Below are 24,586 nucleotides of genomic sequence, written 5' to 3' on the forward strand. Positions count from 1 at the left end.
TCAGTATGAGACGTATACGTCTGTCAGCAGGTCTTCCGGAGCCGGATAGGCAGCGGCGCGGGCTTTCAATACAGCATCGTTGACAAGCGCTTCTACTTCCTCATCAATTGCCGTCAGTTCTTCCTGGGTGATATGTTGCTTGACCCTGGATGTGAAAATCTTCAGCGGATCATGTTTTTCACGCAGGCGTTGAACTTCACCTTCAGCACGGTATAACGCGGGATCGCCCTCAAAATGACCATGCCAGCGGTAGGCTTTGGCCTCAATGACGCTTGGGCCACCCCCTTCACGTGCGCGCTTGACCGCCTCTGAGGTGGCCTCATAAACGGCAAAGAAATCGGTGCCATCAACGGTCACTGCCGGTAGGCCGAAGCCAGCGGCGCGTCGGGCGATATCACGCCCACCAACGGCGTAGTCATGACCGGTCCCTTCGCCATAACCGTTGTTCTCGAAAATAAAGATGGCTGGAAGCTGGAGCACGACGGCCATATTGATGGCTTCAAAGACCAGGCCCTGATTAGAACCACCATCGCCAGTAAAAGAGACTCCGACGTTGTTGGTTTTAAGCGTTTTTGCCGTCAGCGCTGCGCCGATGGCCAATGGAGGGGCTCCACCAACGATAGCGTTCGCACCCAGCATTCCTTTCGACAGATCGGCAATGTGCATAGAGCCTCCCTTACCGCGACATAACCCGCTGTCTTTACCGAATATTTCGGCCATCATGCCGTGAATGTCGCAACCTTTAGCGATACAGTGACCATGTCCACGGTGTGTTGAACCAATGAAATCAGCGCTCGTTAAATTTTCGCAGACCCCCACCGCGATGGCCTCCTCACCGGTATAAAGGTGAATGAAACCTGGGATATCGCCGCTGGTATTTTCCTGATGCAAACGCTCCTCAAATGTCCTGATCTCCCGCATCTTACGGTAAGCCTGCAATAAAGCCTGTTTGCTAAGCATCATTTAATTCTCCTCAATAAAGGTCACCCAGGCGGGGCCAACAGACAGGGGGAATGCACCCTGGCCACACCAATGCAATGAATCTACGAGTGGTTCGAGAGAGTGCGAAGCCACCTTCATGGGGGGGTAGGTGGGGGTTTTCATGCTTGAGGTCAAACTTTATAAATTTTGTGTATCAATCAAGTTTGGTAGCCCCATGTCATCCCGAGGTCTGGCGTACAATTGAAAAAAACAAAGCGAGTAGACAACCGCGGATGAAGCCATCGGATTTAAAAGGTCGCCAATCACCATCGCTGGTCTCCGGACCATTGCGGATGACGAGAGGCTTGCCGCTTATCCTGACCAAATTCGTCCCGCCTCGCTCCGCGATACAATTGCTGGAGCGTCCACGACTTCTTCAACTTCTCAATCCAGTTCAGCGGTGCCGACTGGGTATCGTTTGTGCAGGCGCTGGATTTGGCAAAACCACGCTATTGGCGCAATGGCATCAGCACATGGTAGCCCAGGGGGAGCGTATCGCCTGGCTTAGCCTCGATGAGGATGATGATGACGTATGGCAGTTTATTCCTTATCTGCTGCAGGCATTGCGTCCACTTTATGCTGATTGGGACGTTGATTTCTGGCGCGACATGGAAGAACAGAAGCTCTCCAGCTCCGAGCAGCTGCTGGCCGGGCTAATTAACCAGCTACATTATTGCCCGCACGACTTGTACCTGATTATCGACGACTTTCATGTGATTAATGATCGTGGGGTACATGAAGCCCTGGGTTATTTAATCAGGCATGCGCCTGCCGCCTTGCATTTGATCATTGGCAGCCGTTTCCACCCGAGTCTTTCTCTGGGCCAGCTGCAGGCACAGGACCAGCTGGTGGAAATCTATGATCGAGACCTGCAATTCACGCTCGAAGAAACTCAAAACTATTTTAGCCGCACGGTTGCGGTACCACTCAGCAGCCAGCATGCACAGCGGCTACAGTCCGCGACCGAGGGCTGGATCGCGGGCATGAAGATCGCTTCATTGTCCGCAGAGTTGCAGAATGATCCAGAGCATCTGTTGCGCAATATTCATGGAGGAACACGGTCCATTGCCCGTTACCTGAAAGAGGTGGTACTGGATCCGCTGCCGGCAGAGGTTCTCGATTTTCTGGTGAAAACGTCATTCCTCAGCCGGTTAAATGCCGAATTATGTCATGCAGTTACAGGACGTGATGATAGTAAAGCGATGCTGGCATGGATTGAGCGACACAACCTTTTTTTGTCAGCCCTTGACGAACAAGGCTACTGGTTTCGCTACCATCCTCTGTTGCAGGAAAACCTTCGGACTATGTTGCAGCAGAGCAACGATATTGACCGCAAGCAGTTACATGAATTAGCCAGTCATTGGTTCGTCGAACAGAGACTGTGGTCTGAGGCGGTACGCCATGCACTCAGAGCAGGCAAGCCGGTGCATAGCCCCGGGCAGGATGGTGCAAGCGCTCAGTCACTGGCAGAAGAAGGGGATATAGATACCCTGATTTCCTGGATGCATCATTTACCTGCCAGTACGGATCCTTCGCGCATTGACCTGCAAATTAATCTGGCCTGGGCACTGGCGCATTATTTCCACTTTGATGAATCAAGGCAGTTGCTTGATAATCTGGATCAGATGGTAGTTAATCACCGTGATGATTTAACCCGCAGCACCTGGTGCAAATTGCGTGTTGTGCGCGCAATTTGCGAAGCCTTTGCGGAAAACATCCCAGAGAGTCTGGCAATTGTTCAGCCATTGCTGGCCGAAGTGCCCTGCGGGGATACCTGGGTTGATGGTCTGATATGCAATATTCTCAGCTATTGCCATGTTGTTAACCAGCGCTATACCGAAGCTCTGGAGGTTCAACAGCATATGCCCTCTCCAGAAAGTCCCTTAGACAATCTGTTTGTCTCGGTTTACCGCGCTTTTATCATTGCCCAGTGCCATCTTTGTCAGGGTGATCTGGAAAAAGCCGGGTGGTATGCAGAGAAAACATTGCGCCAGGCGGAATGTTATACCGGTACCCAGTCGACCAGTGGAGCGACACTGGCGCCACTGCTGGCGGAGATAGCTTACGAATGCAAGAGTCGTGACTCGCTCGAGCATCTGTTAGCCGATCGGCTCGAATTGATCGATCGATTCAGTCCACCCGACGCGCTGAGTCGTTGCTATATCTATCTTGCGCGTCAGGCCTTAGATGACGATATGCCGTATGAGGCAGAGCGATTGCTGGAGCATGCGCAGCGACTTGCCGTGTCTCGCGGATGGCAACGGTTACAGGCTATGTTGTTAGCAGAGCAAGTGCGGGTACGGCTGCAGCGCGGAGATTTCACCGGCGCAGAGCAACTGCAACGACAACTTGCACAAATGGTCGCCAACTTCAGAATTGATGCCGAGCATCCATGTCAACGAGCCATCGTTCGGTATGCATCCCTTAGCCGCAGCCGCCTTCTTCTCGCCAGAGGCCAGGCGCCGCAAGCCGGCATTCTACTGGCTGAAATGGTCTCTGATCAGGAAAGTCGGGGTGACGGGTTAAGCGCAGCACGTCTACGTACGCTCTGGTCATTAGCCTTGTGGAACAGTGGCAAAACTGCGGCGGCTTGCACTACATTTCAGCCAGTACTGCAACTAGCAGAGCAACAGCATCTCAAGGGCATCTTTCTTGAGGCGGGTGATGCATTACAACCTTTGCTTGCCTGTATGAACGAATCCTCTTCGGCTTGTAAAGAGGAGGGAACAGGACATGGCCACTGGGTAGACAAGAGCGATCCGGGAGGAGGGACACCGTTTAATCGTGGAGGTCTCGATATTAATGGCGAACTCAGTGAGCGAGAACTTCAGGTATTACACCTGATCGCCGAAGGGCAGATGAACAAAGAAATCGCTCGCTCCCTCGATATTTCTGTTGAGACGGTAAAATGGCACATCAAAAACATCTACGCGAAGCTCAGAGTGAATAGTCGTACTCAAGCAATGAGTCGGGCGCTGGAAATGAAACTACTGGGTTAACCGTTTGATAGTACGGCCCTGACATAAAATATTATTCAGATGTAATCACTAATAACTACGTTCTTAACTGGTTGTATATTCTGAAAACAGGCGGGGTTTTCTGCACATATACAGGCCACCATCCATTCTACGTAGTATCGGAACGACGCGCAGTCTCGGTTTTTCGCCGCATATCGTCTCTGAAAGATGGGCAACAGGCCTGTAAAGCTATGAACGCTCGTTTTAAAACTTGTGAAGTGTCGACTTCTGCCCATCAGAGAATATCCTGAGCAGTGTATGACCGTTTGGGGACCATATCTCAGCGATAAGAACATTGAGTTTAAGTGCGTTGACCCCAGGGGAAAAAGTAACCCTGGCGTAACCCCAGAGAGGAGTTTAAGGAGAGTGGTTTCTTTAACTGTTTGATTTAAATGGTGCCGATAATAGGAGTCGAACCTACGACCTTCGCATTACGAATGCGCTGCTCTACCAACTGAGCTATATCGGCCCTGAAGAGGACGTGCCCACGAATGTGAATCACGGGGTAGAAGGTTAAAACTAAGTCGAGGGGGCGTCAATGCCCTCTTGTATTGAATGGCTATTTTTCCAGCACTTGCACGGCGTTAAGCAGAAAATTGTCCCACTTCCACGACGATCGTTGACCGGGTCCAGGTCACTGAGGGTGTTGGCCGCTCTGAAGCCGTGTGTTTTTTGAATACCGTCGCCGCAGCTCACAGGATTTGCAAAAATGCTAACTGCATGCCATTCAAGGACATTGGCTAACCTTAGTAGTTGTCAGCTTTCCCCTGAATGATAAAATTAGTAGCGGCTAATAACAGGATGATGCAGTGAAAAGAATACTTTCTAATCCCGCGTTGAAATACGTAATGGTGGGGTTGTTGAATACAGCAATAACTGCGGTGGTGATATTCTTATTAATGTCTGCCGGAGTTGGGGTATATATATCAAATGCCATGGGATATGTAGTCGGTATTCTTTTTAGCTTTGTCGTTAATTCGTTGTTTACGTTTTCAATAGCGCTGACCGGCAAACGGTTTATAAAATTTCTGGCATCTTGTGCTATGTGCTGGGTAGCAAATATTATAACGATCAAAATATTTTTATTGATATTTCCTGATTTGATTTATATATCTCAGTTATGTGGCATGATCGTTTACACAATTGCTGGTTTTTTAATTAATAAACTCTGGGTGATGAAATAATGAAAAAACCAAAGTTGGCTATTGTTGTACCATGTTACAATGAAGAAGAGGTATTTAGTTACTGCTTATCTGAATTACAAGCGGTTCTTACACAGTTAGTCTCGGCGGCACTGATTTCGGCAGATAGCTATATTTTATTTGTTGATGATGGTAGTCGTGATGCAACGTGGCAGTTGATTGCTCAATCATCGAGAGATTACTCCATGGTTAAAGGGGTTAAGCTTTCAAGAAACCGTGGTCATCAGGTTGCCCTGGTTGCGGGTCTTGAAGCCGCCGAATCTGATATTACCGTGAGCATTGATGCGGATCTTCAGGATGATACTTCCGTTATTGCATTAATGGTTAAAGAATATCTCAATGGAAATGAGATCGTATATGGCGTACGTAACGATCGGACTTCAGATTCCCCATTTAAAAGAAAAACCGCAGGCCTCTTTTATAGCTTCATGAAATGGATGGGAGTGCAACAGATTCCTCAGCATGCTGATTTCAGATTGTTAAGCGATCGTGCTAAAAAGGCGCTGCTGAGCTTTAAAGAGCAAAATTTATATTTACGTGGGTTGGTGCCGCTGATTGGTTATCGTGCCACTCAGGTAGCATATTCGAGAACAGTGCGTCTGGCCGGCGAGTCGAAGTATCCATTGAAAAAAATGCTTGCTCTGGCCATTGAGGGTATTACTTCGCTGACCATTACGCCATTAAGAATTATCGCTGTCTCAGGGTTTGCGATCAGTGTTATTTCGGTTTTGGCAGCAATTTACGCACTGTTCGAAAAATTCACTGGAAATACCGTTGAAGGTTGGACTTCAGTCATGATCGCAATTTTCTTCCTCGGCGGAGTGCAGATGCTATCGTTAGGTATTATAGGTGAATATGTAGGTAAAATTTATATGGAGGCCAAACGTCGGCCTAAATATTTTATCGAAAAAACAACGCAGCAGAAGGTTGATGATGAATAGCGAAAAAATTATCAGGGGAATACTGTATGTGGCTTCTGTGGCCATATTATCAGCACTTTGCTATTCGTTTGTGGCAAGTGAAAATCAGGCTTATACGTGGGATTCCCGATTTTACTGGGTAGTATGGAATGAATATACTGGGTTATTGCATGATTCATTTAGCCAATGGCTTGGTAATATAAAATATTCAGTCTATTCAACAGATTACAACTCATTGCCAATAATTGCGCTGATCCCGTTTAACTATCTGCCGATAGGAAACCGGGAAGCTTACATATTGGGTGTGTATATTCTTTATCTGTTGCCATTTGCTTATATTGCCATGCGTTTGTTCGCGGTTGCTGCAGGTGTGGATAAAAAATATCAGCCGTATGTCTTTGTTTTTCTGGCAAGCTTTATTCCTTTTATCACACCAACATTACGCGGCTATCCTGATATTATAGGAATGATTCCATTATCGCTGTGCTGCTTGATTCTGTTCAAAGTTAATATCTTAAATTATCGCGGATACCGTTTTGTATTGCTTGCAATCGCCGTGGGGGTGTTGCTGTGGCTGCCCTTTGCTTTCCGGCGGTGGTATGCATATAGCGTGGTTTCATTGTTTATCACTTTACCTTTTCTGAATACTTTTTTGTTTGGTGGGAAGGCGAGGTTTAGTAAAGAAAGAATATTTAAATACTTTGCTTTCTTTACCATTTCTGCGGTGGTGGTTATTTTTGCAGTCTGTCTCTTTCAGTTTGAACTGGCGAAAAGAATACTGACGACCAACTATTCTGATATTTATTCAGCATACAAAGCGACTGAAGAGGCAACGTTACTCATAACCCTTAACTACGCAGGGTTATATCTGCTGCCATTGATTTTTCTGGGTGTGGCCTATATCTTCTTCGGTTCCAGTTCCCGACTTAAAGTTCTTTGTGCTTTTGCACTGGCTAACTTTATCATCACCTATATTATATTTACCCGAACACAGACGCCCGGGATGCAGCATGGGATGCCGCTCTGTTTTTGGTTGGCGATACTTGTGCTTTCGGCTTTAAAGCTATTCTTTGATAAGTTAAAAAAAGGGCTGGCGACAACGCTTACCATCGCATTCGCATTATTGACGGCTGCGGTCTTCATTAGCACCTATTCAAAACCATTTGGTAAACCGGAATGGGTCAGCCGCTATCTTCCCGGTAAAGAATATCCGCTCAGATTAGAAAACTTTGACCATTATCATGAGCTTATTGCCTTTATGAGTGCGCGTGTCGGTGCGGATGATAAGGTAGCTGTTTTTGCCTCCAGCGGTTCGCTGAATAATGATCTGTTTGCAGCTATTTCACCGGCATCATTTGTCAGTCATATCGCCAATGTCTCACAGGTAGACTTGCGTGATAAACTGACGATTGAAGCCTTTAGTTCTCGTTATGCTATTGTGACCGACCCCACACAAACGCACCTTGATATTCATGGGCAGCAGGTTATCTCTCTGCCAAATAACCTTATCCTGGAAGGCAAGGGGATCGGTGCTGCTTATATAAGAGTGAGCCAGCCCTTTATACTCAGTGGCGGTGTTCAGGCATACGTCTATGAAAAAACAAGACCGTATACGATCGATGAATATCGAAGCATGATTGATGAATTTGCCCGCTCCTATCCTTCATGGAAAGCGGAATATGAAAATAATCTAACGGAGAGTTATCTGAGCGCGGCGGTACAGAAAGGCGACACCTGGGGTCAGTTTAGTATGTATCGTGAAGGGCGAATCTACGCCCATCCGGGCGCAACGACGCCGACTGTTGTCAGGATGTTTGTCGGGGAATATGACACGTTACGTATTACTTCCGTCAATAAAAACTGCGGGAAAACCGATGGGGTGAAGGTGATCATCGAGGATGCAACGCAGCGTGTAGAAAAGCATATTGCCACGGCGGAGAGCGAGGTTGTCGATATGCGTGATTTTCACAACAAAGATATTACCCTGATTATTGATAACAATGGCTCTTCTGCCTGCGATGGCCTGGAGATTAGCCAGTAAATAAAAATGGGGGCAATCGCCCCCATTTCACTGCTGCTGTCGATTTGACTTAAGCACGAATCGTATCGTCGCCGAAACCAATCCATTTATAGGTCGTTAACGCTTCCAGGCCCATCGGGCCGCGCGCGTGCAGCTTCTGGGTGCTGACCGCCACTTCTGCGCCGAGGCCGAACTGGCCGCCGTCGGTAAAGCGGGTAGAGGCGTTAATATAGACCGCTGAAGAATCCACTTCGTTGATAAAGCGGTTGGCATTGCTCAGCGTACGGGTCAGGATGGCATCAGAATGCTGGGTACCGTGCTCGCGGATATGCGCGATGGCCTCGTCGAGGCCGGCAACCACTTTGACATTCAGATCCAGCGACAGATACTCATCGTTGTACTGTTCCGCCTTCACCGGCTCGACGCTTGCCGGGCCGTCATGCAATACCGGCAGGGTGGCGGCGTCAGCATGCAGCGTTACGCCGCTTTCCGCCATCTGTGTGCTCAGGGCTGGCAGGAAACGGTCGGCAATATGCTGATTCACCAGTAAGGTTTCTACCGAGTTACAGGCGCTTGGGCGTTGAACTTTGGCATTGACGATGATCTTCAGCGCTTCAGCAATGTCGGCGGAATCATCAATATAGATATGACACACGCCAATCCCGCCGGTGATCACCGGAATCGTGGACTGCTCGCGGCACAGCTTGTGCAGACCGGCGCCGCCGCGTGGGATCAGCATATCGATGTACTTATCCATCTTCAGCATCTCGCCAACCAGCGCGCGATCCGGGTTCTCAATCGCCTGGACCGTTGCGGCCGGCAGCCCGCACTCCTCCAGCGCCCGCTGAATCACTCTCACCGTGGCGGCATTGGTGCGCCAGGTCTCTTTTCCCCCGCGCAAAATCGCGGCATTGCCGGTTTTCAGGCACAGGGAAGCAACATCGACAGTGACGTTAGGGCGGGCTTCATAAATCACCCCCACCACGCCCAGCGGCACGCGGCGGCGTTCGATGCGCAGGCCGCTGTCAAGCAGACCGCCGTCGATCACCTGGCCGACCGGATCGGCCAGATTACATACCTGGCGCACGTCGTTTGCAATGCCATTCAAACGCGCCGGGTTCAGCGCCAGGCGGTCAAGCAGCGCCTCGCTCAGGCCATTGGCGCGCGCTTCCGTCAGGTCGTCGGCGTTTGCGCGCAGAATTTCTTCACTCTGCGCTTCGAGATAATCGGCGATCTTTTCCAGCACCTGATTCTTTTCACGGCTGGAGAGTTGCGCGAGTTGGTAAGAGGCCGCCTTGGCAGCAATGCCCATTTGTTCCAGCATTTTCAGCTCCTTAACGGATAATCATATCGTCACGATGGACGGCAACCGGGCCGTATTCGTAGCCCAGAATGGCATCAATCTGCTGCGAGTGCTGGCCAGCAATCAGGCGCAGCGCATCGCTGTTGTAGCGGCTGACGCCGTGGGCAATATCGCGTCCTTCGCTATTGCGGATGCGAATAACTTCACCGCGGGAAAAGTTACCCGTGACGGTTTTGATGCCTTTTGGCAGCAGTGAACTGCCGCGTTCCAGAATCGCCTGGGTGGCGCCGGCATCCACGCTGATTTCACCCGCCGGCGGGGCGCCGAAGATCCAGCGTTTGCGGTTCTCCAGCGGCGATTCCTGGGCGTGGAAACGGGTACCGACCGATACGCTCTCCATCACATCGGCAATCACGCCGGGACGGTTGCCGGCGGCAATAATGGTGTCGATACCTGCACGGCAGGCGACATCGGCGGCCTGCAGCTTGGTTCCCATACCGCCGGTGCCCAGGCCGGAAACGCTATCGCCAGCGATGGCGCGCAGGGCGTCATCAATGCCATAGACATCTTTGATCAGCTCAGCCTGCGGGTTATTACGCGGATCGGCGGTGAACAGACCCGGCTGGTCGGTCAGCAGCAGCAGCTTATCGGCGCCGGCAAGGATCGCCGCCAGCGCGGAGAGGTTGTCGTTATCGCCAACTTTAATCTCGGCGGTCGCCACGGCGTCATTTTCGTTAATGACCGGCACGATGTTGTTATCCAGCAGCGCGCGCAGGGTATCGCGGGCGTTGAGGAAACGCTCGCGGTCTTCCATATCCGCACGAGTCAGCAGCATCTGGCCAACGTGAATACCATAAATGGAAAACAGCTGTTCCCACAGCTGGATCAGACGGCTCTGTCCCACCGCAGCCAGAAGCTGTTTCGACGCAATGGTCGCGGGCAGTTCCGGGTAGCCGAGGTGCTCACGCCCGGCGGCAATGGCCCCGGAGGTCACAATGACAATTCGGTGGCCCATGGCGTGCAGCTGTGCGCATTGACGCACTAATTCGACGATATGGGCGCGGTTCAGGCGACGGGATCCGCCCGTTAAAACACTGGTGCCCAGTTTTACCACCAGCGTCTGGCTATCACTCATGATTCTCTGCCGTTCAAAAAGGAATATCGATATCGAGCTGATGTTGTAACAGGACTCAGGCCGCTTGCCAACACCTGGCGTATTGGGAGGGCCACTTTATTGCGCGAAATCGGTCATTATGGAGGAGTGTGATGACAATTTTATGACAGAAACATCTAAATACTCTTTTTTATAAAAAGTTCCATATTGTCATAAAACTTTAATATCTGAGCGTTAAAAAACCTCCTGTTTTTCACGGGGCCTTCGCCCGGAATTGATTAGCGCGTATAAATAAATCACCAGGACTGAATAATGAAAAAGAGCTCACTGGCATTACTGATGATGGGTGTTGTTGCTTCTTCAGCTACACAGGCAGCAGAAGTTTATAATAAAAATGGCAACAAACTGGACGTGTACGGCAAAGTCAGAGCGATGCACTACTTCAGCGACTATGACAGCAAAGATGGCGACCAGACCTATGTACGTTTCGGCATCAAAGGCGAAACGCAGATTAACGACCAACTGACCGGCTACGGTCGTTGGGAATCCGAATTCTCCGGCAACAAAACGGAAAGCGACTCCACCCAGAAAACCCGTCTGGCGTTTGCTGGTCTGAAATTGAAAAACTTCGGTTCTTTCGATTACGGTCGTAACCTCGGTGCCCTGTATGACGTTGAAGCCTGGACCGATATGTTCCCGGAATTCGGCGGCGACTCTTCCGCGCAGACCGATAACTTCATGACCAAGCGTGCCAATGGTCTGGCGACCTACCGTAACACCGATTTCTTCGGTGCGGTTGATGGCCTGGATATGACCCTGCAGTATCAGGGTAAAAACGAAGGCGGCCGTGACGCTAAGAAACAAAACGGTGACGGTTTTGGTACCTCTTTAAGCTATGACTTCGGTGGCAGCGACTTCGCCGTCAGCGCGGCGTATACCAACTCTGACCGCACGAATGCGCAGAACCTGCTGTCCCGCGGCGTGGGTAAAAAAGCAGAAGCCTGGGCAACCGGTCTGAAATATGACGCCAACAATATCTACCTGGCGACCATGTATTCTGAAACCCGCAACATGACCCCAATCAGCGGCGGTTTTGCTAACAAGGCACAGAACTTTGAAGCGGTTGCTCAGTACCAGTTCGACTTCGGTCTGCGTCCGTCCCTGGGCTATGTGCTGTCAAAAGGCAAAGATATCGAAGGTGTGGGTAACGAAGATCTGGTCAACTATATCGATGTTGGCATGACCTATTACTTCAACAAAAACATGAACGCCTTCGTTGATTATAAAATCAACCAGCTGAAGAGCGATAATAAACTCGGCATCAACGATGATGACATCGTGGCTGTGGGTATGACTTATCAGTTCTGATTAGGCTGACGCCAGGACGGCGTAAACGATACAGGGAAGGATCAAAAAAGCCGCGGCGCCTGGCGCCGCGGCTTTTTTATGTGCAATCAGTGATTTTTAGCGACGTGCAGGTTGTCATTATTCATGGTGATCTGCGCGTTATATTCTTTCGGCAGGCGACGCGCCTGGTAGAACACCGAATCCCAGTAAGGGTTGTCCAGCGAAGAACGCATAACGCCCTGGCTGCTGGAGGCGTGCAGGAAGCTGTGCTCGGTGTCATAGAAACCTACGTGCATCCCGCCATGAATCCGGAAGAAGACCAGGTCCCCCGGACGGAGCTGCTGCCTGCTGACGCGAATGCCCATATGCAGGAGATCGCCCGTCGTTACGCGATCCATGGGCAAATTGAAGCGGTCCTTGAGCGTTCGCCAGACGAAGCCGGAACAGTCGACGCCGCTTTGCTCGGTCCCGCCCCATTCATAGGGGGTGCCGTGCCAGGTGTGCATTTGATCGTGAAGGGCGGCAACCACAGGAATCAAATCGTCAGATCCGCTATCGATCGGCGCATATTGATCTCCGGCGGCGGTTTTTGACGGATGTTTAGATGAAGATGAGCATCCTGCCAGAATCAAAAACGGCATCAATAATAAAGCGTGAGCAAGTTTAGGCGTCATATCGTTATTTTTCGTAAAGGAGAATGGGCCGTGGGTATTTATAGCGTATCCGCCATATTGGCAGAATGGTTCACTAAAAAATTTACGAAACCTTACGTAGAGTAAATCTGTTACTTCACACTCTTCATTTGCGCAGTTAAATATAAGAGAAAAAAGTGGGGGTGTTTGTTAATAAATTTTTTCACTATGAAACACTATTTCACGATCGCATAAATAAGACGCATCTGATGTTAATGACCATATTCTCTGCGCAGAAGGTGAAAGATCCTCATCATCCGGCCATTGCGCGCCGGGGGCGGCGTCCAGTACTTTGTCCGCTCAAGGTTCCTGTGAGGCAAGCTTATGCATCTTGATTTTCGCCAGCTGCGCAATTTTGTCGCTTTGGTTGAATACGGTAGTTTTCACCGCGCCGCCGAGGCGGTATGCCTGTCGCAATCGGCCTTCAGCCGCAGTATTCAGTCGCTGGAGCAGAGCGTCGGCCATCCCTTATTCGACCGGCAGAATAAGCTGCCGACGCTGACGCGACACGGGCAAAAGCTGCTGCCCTACGCCCGCCGTTTCCAGGAACTAAACATTGAGCTGAGCAGCCTGCTTGGGGAAACGGACGATAGCGAAAACGGCGAAGTGGCGTTCGGTTGCGGCCCGGCGCCCGCGACGCGCCTGATCCCGGCAGCCATCGGCGAGTTTCATCGCCGTCGACCGCAGGCGAGGGTACGTTTTCAGGTCGATAACTGGTTTGCCCTGCATCACGCGCTGACGACCCAGCAGTTTCCCTTCGTGGTGGCCGACAGCTGGCATGCGGAACTGGATCCGCAGCTGCGGGTACAGCCTCTCAGTCCGCAGCGCTGTTTCTTCATCTGCCATGCCGACCACCCCCTGGCTCAAAAGGGGCCGGTTGCCATTGAGGAGATGCTGCGCTACCCCTTTGCCGCGCCGTATCTGCCTCCGGGAGTGCGAAAAGTGTTGGCGACCCTCAGCCAGCAGCAGGATTTCACCCCAGCGATTCAGTGCGATCACGTCTACGCCTTGCTGTCGACGCTGGCGCACACTCGGGCGATAAGCTTTGCCAGCGAAGATGGCTTCGCTCTGTGCCAGCACAGCCATCGTCTGGTGAAACTGGAGCTCAGCAACCTTCCGGAAGAGTGGCGGCTGATGCAGACCCGCTTTGCGGTGATCTCCCCGGTTCATGCCGCGCTTTCGCCGCTGGTCGCCAGGTTTATCGATATTATCCTGCATACCGACCGCCAGCTGCAGCTCCCGCAGCTGGCGCAGGAGGAGGGGGCTTAGCCAGCGTTCGCCTGGCCTTTGCTATCGTACTGCGGCCAGTGGTTTTCCAACTGCAGGGTCTTTAGCGCCCGTTCGACAAACTGCCCGTCTGCCCACGACGTCACCGCAAAGGCGTTGCGGATAAGGCGGCCCGCTTTGGCCTGCTCAATGCTACCGCCGAAGCTGTCGGTCAGGAAGGGGTCGATGCGCGGCGAAGTGCGGAAGTTGAGATCCTGTGGCTGCAGCTCCTCAAGGAACAGCGCCTGTGGGATTTGACTCTGCTGCGCCATCTCTGCCGACCAGAGCTTGCGATTCGCCGGGTCGCTGATTTCCGCCGCGTTTTTCACCAGCACGTCGATAATTTGCTGGGTGGCCTGCGGCCAGGTCTGAATAAAGTCCTGGGTTGCGAGAAAACCCGCCTGGGTCGTGTTTTGTCGACCTGAATCACCGCTTTTTACCACTACGTCAATCTTATCGCCGCGCAGCGCCAGCAGTGAGACGCCGCCCCATACCGCATCAACGCGACCGGCGGCCAGCGCGGCTTTCCCGGCACTCCAGTCCAGATTAATGACCTGCATATTGCGTTCGCTAAGCCCGGCGGTTTGCAAGGCGCGATCGAAGGCCAGCTGGTCTGCGGTACCGCGATAGACCGCCACGCGTTTCCCTTTCAGGTCCGCCAGCTGTTTAATTCCCGATGCTCTGGTGACCGCAAGATACGATTCCGAGCCGCGGCTGCCCAGCAGCAGGCGGGTTGGCAGGCCGTTGGCTTTGCCGATAATTGCCGCCAGATCGCCGAGATAGACAAAATCGAGCTGGCGGTTGGCCAGCGCTTCATTCACCGCCGGACCGGCACCCTTAAAAAACTGCCACTGTACCTCGACACCCTGCGGTTTAAACACGGCCTCCAGCTGATGACGGATAAAGGCCATCCCGACCGGCCCTGCAATAAACGGTTTGCTGCCGGCGCTTTGATCCGGCACGCCAATGCGAATGGTGCGCAGGCTCTCGGCCTGCGCGCTGGCCAGTAGCGTAACCACGGCGACCAGCGCCAGCGCCGTGCGGGTAAAAATAGCTTTCATCATTGGTCGTGTCTCCCTGAGTTTTTTCTCACCCTAAAGAGGCTCACCGCGTGCTGTTAAATGCTTTTATTCGCAGAGCAAAGGCAAAAATAAGCTAAATCAGAGCCTACCTGCCCACCAGGCTGAGATGCATTTGTTGCATCGGGATTATTCAACAAACGCAATGACGGCAGACGATGAGGACGGTTTTATAGGGTGATGATTTCACTCAAAACGGACCGCTATGTCGCAGATGATCTTGAAAACACGCCGGTTCACCTGGCCCGCCATCAGGCTAAACGGCTGGCCCCTGCTGCTGCCGGCGCTGATCGCGCTGCTGTGGCACATCGCCGCCGCAGAGCGCTGGATGCCGGAGCAAATTCTGCCCGCCCCGGCGGTCGTCGCCGAGACCGCGCTGTCGCTCCTCAGCGGCGATCTGCTGGCGCAATGGGGGGTTAGCCTTCAGCACCTGGCCGTCGGGCTGCTGCTGGGTGTGGCGGCGGGTACTCTGCTGGGGGCGGTGTTTGGTCTCGTACCGGCCGCGGCCCAGCGGATAGAGCCGCTATTTTATGCCCTGGCGCAGATCCCCACCCTGGGCTGGATCCCGCTGTTTATGGTGTTGTTTGGCATCGATAACGGCCTGAAGCTGGCGGTTATTGTCAAAACCACTCTTGTCCCGATGACCATCAATACCCAGATGGCGGTCACCAGCGTCTCGCCAGCGCTGGGGGAAGCAGCGCAGGTGATGAATTTTTCCCGCTGGCAGCGACTGCGCTGGCTGGTTATCCCCGCGAGCCTGCCGGGCTGGTTTACCGGCCTGCGGCTGGCGTTATCTCAGGCCTGGGTGTCGCTGATCGTTGTCGAGCTGCTGGCCTCGTCGGAAGGGATCGGCTACCTGATGGTCTGGGGTCGCCAGCTGTTTCAGCTGGATATCGTCTTCGTCACCATCGCGGTGGTGGGGCTAAGTGGGTTGTTGATGGAGTGGGCGGCCAACCGGGTCTATGCCCGGCTGGTCTTCTGGCCGCAGGCCGCTGCCGGGCGGCTGGCCTGGAAGCCGCAGGCCAGCTGGCATGCATGCCAGTTGCCGCTGATCCTGCTGGTGCTGTGGCAGTTGGCCAGCCATCGGGGCTGGATCGACGGCACATTGTTCTCTTCGCCGCTGGCGGTGGCGCAGCGCTTTATGGCCGGAGCGGTCAGCGGGGAACTGCCCGCCGCGATGCTGGCCAGTCTGGGGCGGGCCTTTGCCGGCGGTACGCTGGGGATTGCTATCGGGCTGCTGTGCGGTTTGCTGCTGGCCCTGCGTCCACGCGCCGGGCAGATATTGACTCCGACGCTGAACATTCTGCGCCATATCGCGCTTTTTGCCTGGCTGCCGCTGCTGACGGCGTGGGTGGGTAATGATAACGGCGGCAAAATCGTGTTTATCGCCCTGGCTTCTTTCTTCCCGATGTTTTTCAGCACCTTGCAGGCCGTCAGCCAGCGCGATCCGCAGCTCGATGAAGTGGCGAAGGTGCTGAGTTTTGGCCCGCTGACTCGCCTGCGGGCGCTGATTTTACCGGGGGCGGCGCCGGGTATATTTGCCGGTCTGCGCCTGGCGTTGATTTATGCGTGGCTGGGCAACATCGGCGCGGAATATTTCATGTCCTCCGGGACCGGTATCGGCAGTCTGATGATCAATGCCCAGCAGTTGCTGGATATGCCGACCATTCTCTGCGGCATGGTGCTGATTGGTATCACCGGCGCGGTGCTGGATAAAGCCGGACGTTTACTGGAATCTCGCGTCACCCGCTGGCGCCAACAGGAGCAACGATGACTGTCTCGACCCTGGTCTCTTTTCGCCACGTGCGTAAATCCTGGCAACAGGTGACGGCACTCCAAAACTTCAGCCTCGATATCGCCGCCGGCGAGTTGGTGGTGCTGGTTGGCAGCAGCGGCTGCGGCAAATCTACGCTGCTGCGGATGTTGATTGGCCTTGAGCCGGTGACGCAGGGGGAAATTCGCATCAACGGCGAGCCGGTACGCGGCGTGGGCAAAGAGCGCGGCATCGTCTTTCAGGAGCCGCGGCTGTTTCCATGGCTGACGGTGATCGACAACGTGATGCTGGGCCTCGCGGATGAAAAGCTGAGTCGCGGGATGAAGCGCCAGCGCGCGCTGGCGATGCTGGAGCGCGTACAGCTACAGGAGTTCGCCCATACGCTGCCCGCCCGGCTTTCCGGCGGGATGGCCCAGCGGGTGGCGATTGCCCGTGGACTGATCGCCCGGCCGCAAATTCTGATGCTTGATGAGCCTTTCGGCGCGCTGGATGCCCTGACGCGCCATACCCTGCAGCAGGAACTGCTGCATATTCATCGCAGCACGGGGACCACCACGCTGCTGGTGACCCACGATGTGGAAGAGGCGGTGGCGCTGGCCGACAGAGTAGTGGTGTTGTCTCCTCGTCCTGGACGGATACGTGAGGTGGTGACGCTGGCGCTCCCCCACCCGCGACAGCGCGATGATGAGTCGTTTTCCGCCGCCTGCCGCCAGATTCGTACCTTGATTACTTGTGCCTGATTTGACTATTTAAGGAGTGACAATATGGGACATCCTTCCGTCTACCCGACCGGCGCTACGCTTTACGATCCGCAGCGCGCATGGAGCGGCTATACCGTTTTTCAGGCCACCGAACGCGGGGCGATTCTGGTCGATATGAATGGCAACGTAGTCCGCGAATGGCCCGAGCTGCACGGTTTTCCGAACAAGATCCTGCCCGGCGGGACGATTCTGGGCCACAGCGGCGAACGTGATCCCCGCTACGGCATGCAGGATATGCTCGACCTGATTCAGGTGGACTGGGAAGGCAATATCACCTGGAAATTTGACCGCTATGAACAGGTGAGCGACCCGGGTCATGCGCCGCGCTGGATGGCGCGCGCGCACCATGATTATCAGCGCGCCGGGAATCCGGTGGGCTATTACGCGCCGGGGCTGGAGCCGCAGGTTGACGGCGGTAACACCTTAATTCTGGCCCACACCAACCTGGTGAACGAAGCGATTTCCGACAAGCTGCTGCTCGATGACACCATCATTGAAGTCGACTGGCAGGGCAATGTGGTGTGGGAATGGCGCTGCAGCGATCATTTTCACGAGCTGGGTTTTGACGATGCGGCGCGCGCGGCGCTGCACAATAACCCCAACATGCGCGCCAGCGGCGGCGGGATGGGTGACTGGATGCACATCAACTCCATGTCGGCGCTGGGGCCGAACAAATGGTATGACGCCGGCGATTCGCGTTTTCATCCTGACAACATTATCTGGGACGCGCGTGAATCTAACATTATCGCCATTATCGATAAACAGAGCGGCAAGATCGTCTGGCAGCTTGGCCCGGACTACAGCACACCGCAGCTGAAGCATCTGGGCTGGATTATCGGCCAACACCATGCGCATATGATCCCCCAGGGATTACCGGGGGCGGGCAATATTCTGATCTTCGATAACGGCGGCTGGGCCGGGTACGGCGCCCCCAATCCGGCATCGGCGGACGGGGTGAAAAATGCCTGGCGCGACTATTCGCGGATCCTTGAGATCAACCCGCTGACGCTCGATATCGAATGGCGCTACTCGCCGTATGAGGCGGATCTACCGCAGCCAACCGACTCATATCGGTTCTATAGCCCGTATATCAGCAATATGCAGCGCCTGGAAAACGGCAATACCCTCATCAACGAAGGTTCCAACGGCCGCATTTTTGAAGTGACCCGCGACCATGAAATTGTCTGGGAGTATATTTCGCCATTCTGGGGCAAGACGTTGAATAACAATATGGTTTACCGCGCCTACCGTATTCCGTATGCCTGGATCCCGCAGCTGACGCAGCCGTCCGAAGTCCCGATTGCGGCGGTTGACGTGCGCACGTTGCGCCAGCCCGGCGCCGCCGCGGCAGGCCCGGCGCAGAGCGTGGTGCGCGTTGCCGGCGTGCAACCCTACAGTAAAAGCGCCGATGCGCTGTGCGTGGCGACCGATAACGATACTCTGCGTCGCAGCCCGAAACTGTTCCGCGTGGCGGAGAGCCGGTTCACCCCGCTGAGCGCGGAAAGCGAATTACATAGCGCGTCTACACTGCTGCTGTTCGTCGGCGCCGAACGTTGCGTGCACTGCCGTAAGCTGTGGCAACTGCTGCGTCAGACGAGCGTCGCCAGTCACCTGGCGACGCTGGAGACGCGCTATCTGGATGCCGATCGCCACCAGGAACTGGCGACAGCGCTGGGGGTCCGTGGTTTACCTGCGCTGCTGGTGGTGAAATCGGGTCAACCGACGGCGCGGGCCCCGGCGGATCTTTCCGTGGAAAGCCTGCTGGACTGGCTACAGAGCGCGGCGCTGTAATCCGGTCTGGAAAGGGCAGTGAGCCGCATCCGGTGCGATGTACTGGCTGCCCGTTGGCTGACGCCTCTGCCGGATCGCTGGCATGCGCGGAGTTACCCGCTGTTGTCGCTGGCGGTACTGTTGGCGCTAAGCCTCTGGGATAACCGTGCGGCGATATGTCGCCATGTTTCACGGTATATCGCCGCTAATCTGCCCGTTTTCCCTCTCTTTTTGCTACCCTTTGTCCGGTGCGCAGGCGAGTCATTCTCCTGTCATCTTGCTTAAGCATGCTCTGGCGAGCCAATTTTGCTGATTAGGGAAAATAATGATGGCCAAAAATCTGACGATTTTCGATCTGGATAATACCTTGATTAAGGGCGACAGCAGCACGGTATGGAGCCGGTTCCTGGTGCGCGAAGGGTGGGTGAGCGATCCGGCGTATCTGGCGCGGGAAGCGACGCTGATGGACGATTATGATCGCGGTGAAATGAATATCGCCGACTACGTGGCCCTGATTCAGGCCCCGCTGATCGGCGTGCCGAAGCCGGAAGTGGACTCTCTGCTCGCGCGCTGCGTGCGCGAAGAGATTGTGCCGCGCGTTTATCCGCAGGCGTGGGACCTCATTCGTACTCTCCAGGCGGGAGGCGAGCAGATGTTGGTTATCTCGGCGTCGGTCAGCCTGCTGGTGCAAGCGGTAGCGGCGGAGCTGGGGATTGAGCAGGCGTTAGGTATCGATGTGGAGATGGCCGATGGCTGTTATAGCGGGGTGATTGCCGGGACGCCAAGCTATCAGCAGGGGAAAGTCGTACGTCTGGCGCAGTGGCGACAGGCGCATCCCGCGTATTCTGGTGAGGTGACCTTCTATACCGATTCGATAAACGACTTGCCGCTGTGTCTGCATGCCGACCATGTCCGGCTGGTTAACCCATGCCCGCAGCTGGCGGCGGCGAATGCCAGCCACAACTGGCCAGTGCTGGAGTGGCGGCTGTGATTTTCCCCGGAGGCGGTGCTGCGCACCTGTCCGGGCTACGGGCTGGGTACTGCGGTGGTTAACTACCGCTGGCGCGGGCACGATAATCTGGCGTGTTGATGCCTTCCCGGAGGCGGTGCTACGCACCTGTCCGGGCTACCAAACAGCATGAACCTGTAGCCCGATGTGATGGACACCTCCCACCTTACGGCATCAGAGTGCCAGACTGAGGTGTTAACTTCAGAGTCCCGGAGGAGGTGTCCATTATGAATATTAAACGTATTGGTCTCGACCTGGCTAAAAATATCTTCCAGATACATGCCGTGGATCACCATGAACAGGCTGTCCTGCGTAAAACCCTGCGCCGTGACCGCATGATGGCCTTTTTCTTTCAGCTCTCCCCGTGCCTTATCGGTATTGAAGCCTGCGCTGCCGCCCACTACTGGGCCCGCGAGCTGACCCGGATGGGACATACCGTGCGCATTATCCCTCCGCAGCGGGTTAAGCCTTATCTCAAAGGCCAGAAAAATGACGCCAACGATGCGGAAGCTATCTGTGAGGCTATCAGCCGCCCGGGAATGCGCTTCGTGGCCGTCAAAACGGAAAGGCAGCAGACGCTGCAGGCAGAGCACCGCGTCCGGGCCAGGCTGATCCGTGCCCGGACAGCCCTGAGCAATGAGATGCGGGGCCTGCTGGGTGAGTTCGGTCTGGTCCTGCCTGTGGGGATAAGACAACTGCGTAAGGCGTTGCCGGAGATACTGTCGCAACAGGAACAGTGGGATGACCGCTTTATCCGCCTGCTGGGAGAGTTGGCGGAAGAGTTGCAGATACTGGATGAGCGGGTCGCCCGGCATGACAGGCGGCTTGAGCAGTCGGCGCGGGATGATATCCGGATAAAAAGGCTGCTGACAATAGAAGGCATAGGTCCGGTGGTGGCCAGCGCGCTGGTGGCGGCGGTTGGGGATGGCAGACAGTTCAAAAGTGGCCGGGAGATGGCGGCGTATCTGGGGCTGGTTCCCCGGCAGCATTCCAGCGGCGGGAAAGAGCGGCTGGGACATATCAGCAAGCGGGGAGACAGCTACCTGCGGACACTGATAATCCACGGTGCGCGAGCGGTGCTGAATGCGTGTCAGAATAAAACCGACAGACGCAGTCAGTGGCTGCAGGCGTTGTCGGAAAGGCGAAACCGGAATATCGCGACAGTGGCGCTGGCGAACAAGAATGCGCGAATAGCGTGGGCGATACTGAGCGGTGAAAAAGAGTACCATGGACAACAGGGTGCCGGTTAACCGGTGTCCTGTTGTCCATGCAGTAAAAGAGCAGTAACCAGCCGTGAGTATGCGGTCAGCAAAGCGTGATGAGTAACAGGTAAGACCGGCATCTGTCATTCCGACTTGTCCGAAGGCTCCCTGGTAAACAAAGCCGCTAGCCCGAATGGAAACAGATGCGCAGATAACATCATGGCCCGGATACGACGGTATCGTAAGAGAGGCCGGATATACGAACGCAACTTACCCCGTTACACAGAATGCAGAGATGGCTTGCATAACGGGAGGTGTCCATATACGGATAAGCGCAGCGCGATCCGGGAAACGCTAATCGGCTTTAAATAGCGGTACCACGCTACCGCCAATATAGCGGCGGCGTAACCACGCCGAGAGCGTATCCATCGCCATGACCACGACCACCAGCAGCAGGGTAATAAACATCACCACGTCCCAGTTCCACAGCCGCATGTTTTCCGCATAAATCAGGCCGATACCGCCGGCGCCGACAAAGCCTAACACCGCGGCGGAACGGGTATTCGACTCAATCTGATACAGGCTCAGCGCCAGAAATGTCGGGAAAGACTGGGTAAAAATGCCGAAGCGGTGCTTCTGTAGACCGTTCGCGCCCACCGCGGTCAGCCCGCGTCCCGGCGAGCGGTCAACCGCCTCATGCCCTTCCGCATACAGCCGCCCGAGCAACCCGGTATCCTGCATAATAATCGCCAGCACCCCGGCCAGCGGCCCGAGGCCCACGGCGCGGACGAAAATCAGCCCCCAGATAGCCATATCAATGCCGCGCAGCACGTCAAACAGGCGGCGCATCAGCAGAGCGATAAATCCGGGAATCAACCCGCGCATAATATTACGCGCCGCGAGGAAAGAGAGCAGCAGCGCAATCACCGTCGCGGTCAGGGTCCCGACGAAGACAATCGCCAGAGTGATGCCGATCTGCGTGAAATAGTAGGCAAACGGCCAGTTGAAAAAGTCGTGCCAGACGAACATCCGCAGCAGATAACGGCCGATTTGCTGCAGACCGGTAGTGAGCTGCTCGCCGCTGATGCCAAACTGGGTAAAAAACCAGACGTAGTAAAGCAGGCCCGCCAGCGTCAGCAGACCGACGAAGCGCAAATAGCGCCCCTGGGCTTGATACAGTTGCCGATGCTGCCGACGGCTGGCGGCGACATCCGGTTGGCTCTGCCATTGACTCATTTTTTACCCTCAAGAACCCACTGTCGCAGGCGACCGGACAGCATATCCAGCAGCGACACCACGATGATGATCAGCAGCAGCGTGATGCTGACCTGATCGTAACGATCCAGCTTGATGTTGGTCATCAGCTCCTGACCGATCCCGCCGGCGCCCACCAGCCCAAGAATGGTTGACGAGCGAAAGTTAATCTCCAGACGCATAAAGCCGTAGGAGAGAAAAATCGGTTTGACCTGCGGCCACAGCGCGAAGCGAATGCGCTGGACAGGTGAAGCCCCGCAGGCCATCAGGCCGCGTACCGGTTTGTCCTGTGCGCTTTCCACCGCTTCGTAAAACAGCTTAGTCAGGCTGCCGATGGTGTGCAGCATCAGGGCCAGAAACCCGGGAATGGCGCCGATGCCGAAGGCCATCACGAAAATCACCGCCCACGCCAGCTCCGGCATAGTGCGTAAAAACGCCACCAGAACGCGGATGGCGAAACGCAGCGGCGGCGGCGACCAGGCGTTATTGGCGGCGAGGAACGCCAGCAGGGTGGCAATGACCACCGCAATCAGCGTGGAAGCCAGCGCCAGTTGTAATGTTTCCCAGATAAGCGGCAGCTGAATCGGCAGACGATAGCCCCAGTAGGCCAGCGAGCCTTTGGTGTGGACATCGGCGAACAGCGTGCTGACGTGGAGCGTCGGCAGCGTCTCAAACATATAATCGAGAAAATTCGGCAGAGAGTGCCAGATGGTGAAGAGATTAAATTCAGCGGCGCTGCCGGCGGCGAAATACAGCACCAGCAGGAGCACCGACCAGCTAAAGGTATCGCGCTTTTGTCGCGCCCGTATCTGCTGGTAATAACGTTCAAATTCGGTGTTCGATATATTCATACGCGGGTCTTCAGGATGCCGCCGCCTCACGCGGACTGCCACGGAGGCGGCGTTGGGGCGAGATTAACGGGCGCTTACCAGCTCGCGTTTCATATCGATAATCTGCTGGAAGTCGGCCACGCTGCCCGGACCGATATGCTGAGTACCGCCCATCGCTTTCACAAAGCAGGCGTGGTTGTCGGTATCCAGCTTTTTGATAGCGGTGATGACTTTGGCTTTAAAGTCAGCCGGCAGCGCGTTGCTGACCAGGATCGGGCCGTTAGGGATCAGCGGCGATTGCCAGATGATACGGATCTGTTTCATCAGATCCGGATGATCCATGCGAATCAGACGGTTGAAGGCACCGACGCTGTAGCCGCTGTTGTAGTCGCCGACCATCGAGGTCCAGGTGACCGCACCCGCGAACTGGCCGTTCAGCACGCCCAGGATATCCTGCTCGTGGCCGCCGGAGAAGGTGACGCTGGAGAAGAAGTTGTTGTATTTGTTATCCGAAGTGCCGCCGAATTTCTGTTTGAAGGCGTGGTTCGGGATCAAATAGCCGGAAGTGGAGTCCGGGTCGGCAAAGCCGAATGCTTTACCTTTCAGATCTTCTAACTTCTTATACGGGCTGTCGGCTTTGACAATGACCACCGAGTGGTAGCCACGGGACTGATCTTTATCATCCACGGCGATACCAACAATATCGACCGCTTTCGGGTTATTGATATAAACCGAAGCGTAAGACGAAGGCGACATACTCAACACGACGTCCACTTTACCGCCCAGCAGACCCTGAATAACGCCGGAATAGTCAGAGGAGTTGCGTAATTTGGTATCGACGTTCAGCTCTTTGTCGAGAAACTGTTTTACACACTGGTTATCACCAATTTGCTGGGTGGCGTTCTGACCCCCCAGGATCCCCAGGTTTAATTCTTTTGGCTGTTCCGCAGCGCCAGCCTGCCATGCCATCATCATTCCCGCGACCGCGGCGGATATACGAACTGCACCAGTGATGTATTGTTTCATTATATTGTCCGTGTGAGTG

General features: G+C 54.5%; 19 protein-coding genes and 1 tRNA gene. 11 read left to right on the forward strand and 9 right to left on the reverse strand.

The features are described 5' to 3' along the window. Positions 1 to 960 (reverse strand): thiamine pyrophosphate-dependent dehydrogenase E1 component subunit alpha, encoded by a 960-nt coding sequence (locus FNY10_RS00145; protein WP_160702574.1) that lies wholly within the window; start codon positions 958 to 960, stop codon positions 1 to 3. Between the two features lie 254 nt (positions 961 to 1,214). Here FNY10_RS00145 and FNY10_RS00150 point away from each other — a divergent pair, with 254 nt between their 5' ends. Further along, positions 1,215 to 3,980, forward strand: a complete 2,766-nt coding sequence (locus FNY10_RS00150) for a LuxR C-terminal-related transcriptional regulator (RefSeq protein WP_416309018.1) — start codon at positions 1,215 to 1,217, stop codon at positions 3,978 to 3,980. Positions 3,981 to 4,391: 411 nt separating this feature from the next. Here FNY10_RS00150 and FNY10_RS00155 read toward each other — a convergent pair. Beyond that, positions 4,392 to 4,467: transfer RNA gene (locus FNY10_RS00155), tRNA-Thr, on the reverse strand. A gap of 340 nt (positions 4,468 to 4,807) precedes the next feature. Here FNY10_RS00155 and FNY10_RS00160 point away from each other — a divergent pair. From FNY10_RS00160 to FNY10_RS00170, 3 genes are read left to right on the forward strand one after another with little or no spacing between them, the layout of a single operon-like run. Continuing rightward, entirely contained in the window at positions 4,808 to 5,182 is a 375-nt protein-coding gene (locus tag FNY10_RS00160; RefSeq protein WP_227521340.1) for a GtrA family protein, read from the forward strand. Further along, positions 5,182 to 6,141, forward strand: coding sequence for a glycosyltransferase family 2 protein (locus FNY10_RS00165; protein ID WP_100686554.1), 960 nt, complete (start codon positions 5,182 to 5,184; stop codon positions 6,139 to 6,141). The genes FNY10_RS00160 and FNY10_RS00165 overlap by 1 nt, the downstream gene beginning before the upstream one ends. After that, a complete protein-coding gene (locus FNY10_RS00170; RefSeq protein WP_227699339.1) occupies positions 6,131 to 8,161 on the forward strand; it encodes a hypothetical protein in 2,031 nt (676 codons plus the stop codon). The genes FNY10_RS00165 and FNY10_RS00170 overlap by 11 nt, the downstream gene beginning before the upstream one ends. 49 nt (positions 8,162 to 8,210) lie before the next feature. Here FNY10_RS00170 and proA read toward each other — a convergent pair whose 3' ends face one another. Both proA and proB read right to left on the reverse strand, forming a co-directional pair. After that, positions 8,211 to 9,464, reverse strand: coding sequence for a glutamate-5-semialdehyde dehydrogenase (proA, locus tag FNY10_RS00175; protein ID WP_141965254.1), 1,254 nt, complete (start codon positions 9,462 to 9,464; stop codon positions 8,211 to 8,213). A gap of 10 nt (positions 9,465 to 9,474) precedes the next feature. Further along, complete coding sequence (proB, locus tag FNY10_RS00180; protein WP_004858334.1) at positions 9,475 to 10,578, reverse strand: glutamate 5-kinase; 1,104 nt, start codon at positions 10,576 to 10,578, stop codon at positions 9,475 to 9,477. A gap of 291 nt (positions 10,579 to 10,869) precedes the next feature. Between proB and phoE the strand changes: the two genes are divergently transcribed. Then, the gene (gene phoE / locus FNY10_RS00185) at positions 10,870 to 11,925 is read left to right on the forward strand and encodes a phosphoporin PhoE (RefSeq protein ID WP_131049950.1); all 1,056 of its coding nucleotides are present in this window, start codon (positions 10,870 to 10,872) and stop codon (positions 11,923 to 11,925) included. Positions 11,926 to 12,011: 86 nt separating this feature from the next. On the opposite strand, the gene FNY10_RS00190 is transcribed toward phoE, so the two are convergent. Then, positions 12,012 to 12,578, reverse strand: coding sequence for a C40 family peptidase (locus FNY10_RS00190; protein WP_131049949.1), 567 nt, complete (start codon positions 12,576 to 12,578; stop codon positions 12,012 to 12,014). Between the two features lie 342 nt (positions 12,579 to 12,920). Between FNY10_RS00190 and FNY10_RS00195 the strand changes: the two genes are divergently transcribed. After that, positions 12,921 to 13,865, forward strand: coding sequence for a LysR family transcriptional regulator (locus FNY10_RS00195; protein WP_131049948.1), 945 nt, complete (start codon positions 12,921 to 12,923; stop codon positions 13,863 to 13,865). Here FNY10_RS00195 and FNY10_RS00200 read toward each other — a convergent pair. Next, positions 13,862 to 14,926: an ABC transporter substrate-binding protein gene (locus FNY10_RS00200; RefSeq protein WP_141965253.1), complete on the reverse strand. Its 1,065-nt coding sequence runs from the start codon at positions 14,924 to 14,926 to the stop codon at positions 13,862 to 13,864. The two genes, FNY10_RS00195 and FNY10_RS00200, sit on opposite strands and share 4 nt — an antisense overlap. Before the next feature lie 220 nt (positions 14,927 to 15,146). On the opposite strand from FNY10_RS00200, the gene FNY10_RS00205 reads away from it, so the two are divergent. The 5 genes from FNY10_RS00205 (at position 15,147) to FNY10_RS00225 (ending at position 21,505) form a co-directional block, all read left to right on the forward strand. Then, positions 15,147 to 16,715, forward strand: coding sequence for an ABC transporter permease (locus tag FNY10_RS00205; protein ID WP_131049946.1), 1,569 nt, complete (start codon positions 15,147 to 15,149; stop codon positions 16,713 to 16,715). Further along, complete coding sequence (locus tag FNY10_RS00210; RefSeq protein WP_131049945.1) at positions 16,712 to 17,455, forward strand: ABC transporter ATP-binding protein; 744 nt, start codon at positions 16,712 to 16,714, stop codon at positions 17,453 to 17,455. The genes FNY10_RS00205 and FNY10_RS00210 overlap by 4 nt, the downstream gene beginning before the upstream one ends. A 24-nt stretch (positions 17,456 to 17,479) precedes the next feature. Further along, on the forward strand, positions 17,480 to 19,267 hold the full coding sequence (locus FNY10_RS00215) for an aryl-sulfate sulfotransferase (protein WP_141965252.1): 1,788 nt from the start codon (positions 17,480 to 17,482) through the stop codon (positions 19,265 to 19,267). A gap of 307 nt (positions 19,268 to 19,574) precedes the next feature. Next, positions 19,575 to 20,237: an HAD family hydrolase gene (locus FNY10_RS00220; RefSeq protein ID WP_100686549.1), complete on the forward strand. Its 663-nt coding sequence runs from the start codon at positions 19,575 to 19,577 to the stop codon at positions 20,235 to 20,237. Between the two features lie 245 nt (positions 20,238 to 20,482). Next, complete coding sequence (locus FNY10_RS00225; protein WP_160702067.1) at positions 20,483 to 21,505, forward strand: IS110 family transposase; 1,023 nt, start codon at positions 20,483 to 20,485, stop codon at positions 21,503 to 21,505. A 306-nt stretch (positions 21,506 to 21,811) separates the two neighbouring features. Here FNY10_RS00225 and phnE (FNY10_RS00230) read toward each other — a convergent pair whose 3' ends face one another. From phnE (FNY10_RS00230) to phnD, 3 genes are all read right to left on the reverse strand, one after another. Then, complete coding sequence (gene phnE, locus FNY10_RS00230; protein ID WP_141965251.1) at positions 21,812 to 22,693, reverse strand: phosphonate ABC transporter, permease protein PhnE; 882 nt, start codon at positions 22,691 to 22,693, stop codon at positions 21,812 to 21,814. Continuing rightward, complete coding sequence (gene phnE, locus FNY10_RS00235) at positions 22,690 to 23,562, reverse strand: phosphonate ABC transporter, permease protein PhnE (protein ID WP_131049943.1); 873 nt, start codon at positions 23,560 to 23,562, stop codon at positions 22,690 to 22,692. The genes phnE (FNY10_RS00230) and phnE (FNY10_RS00235) overlap by 4 nt, the downstream gene beginning before the upstream one ends. A 63-nt stretch (positions 23,563 to 23,625) precedes the next feature. Then, positions 23,626 to 24,567, reverse strand: a complete 942-nt coding sequence (gene phnD / locus FNY10_RS00240) for a phosphonate ABC transporter substrate-binding protein (RefSeq protein ID WP_131049942.1) — start codon at positions 24,565 to 24,567, stop codon at positions 23,626 to 23,628. Positions 24,568 to 24,586: the final 19 nt, after the last annotated feature.

It is taken from the genome of Klebsiella sp. Lac1 (assembly GCF_009825425.1).
In the GTDB taxonomy this organism is placed as follows: domain Bacteria; phylum Pseudomonadota; class Gammaproteobacteria; order Enterobacterales; family Enterobacteriaceae; genus Klebsiella; species Klebsiella electrica.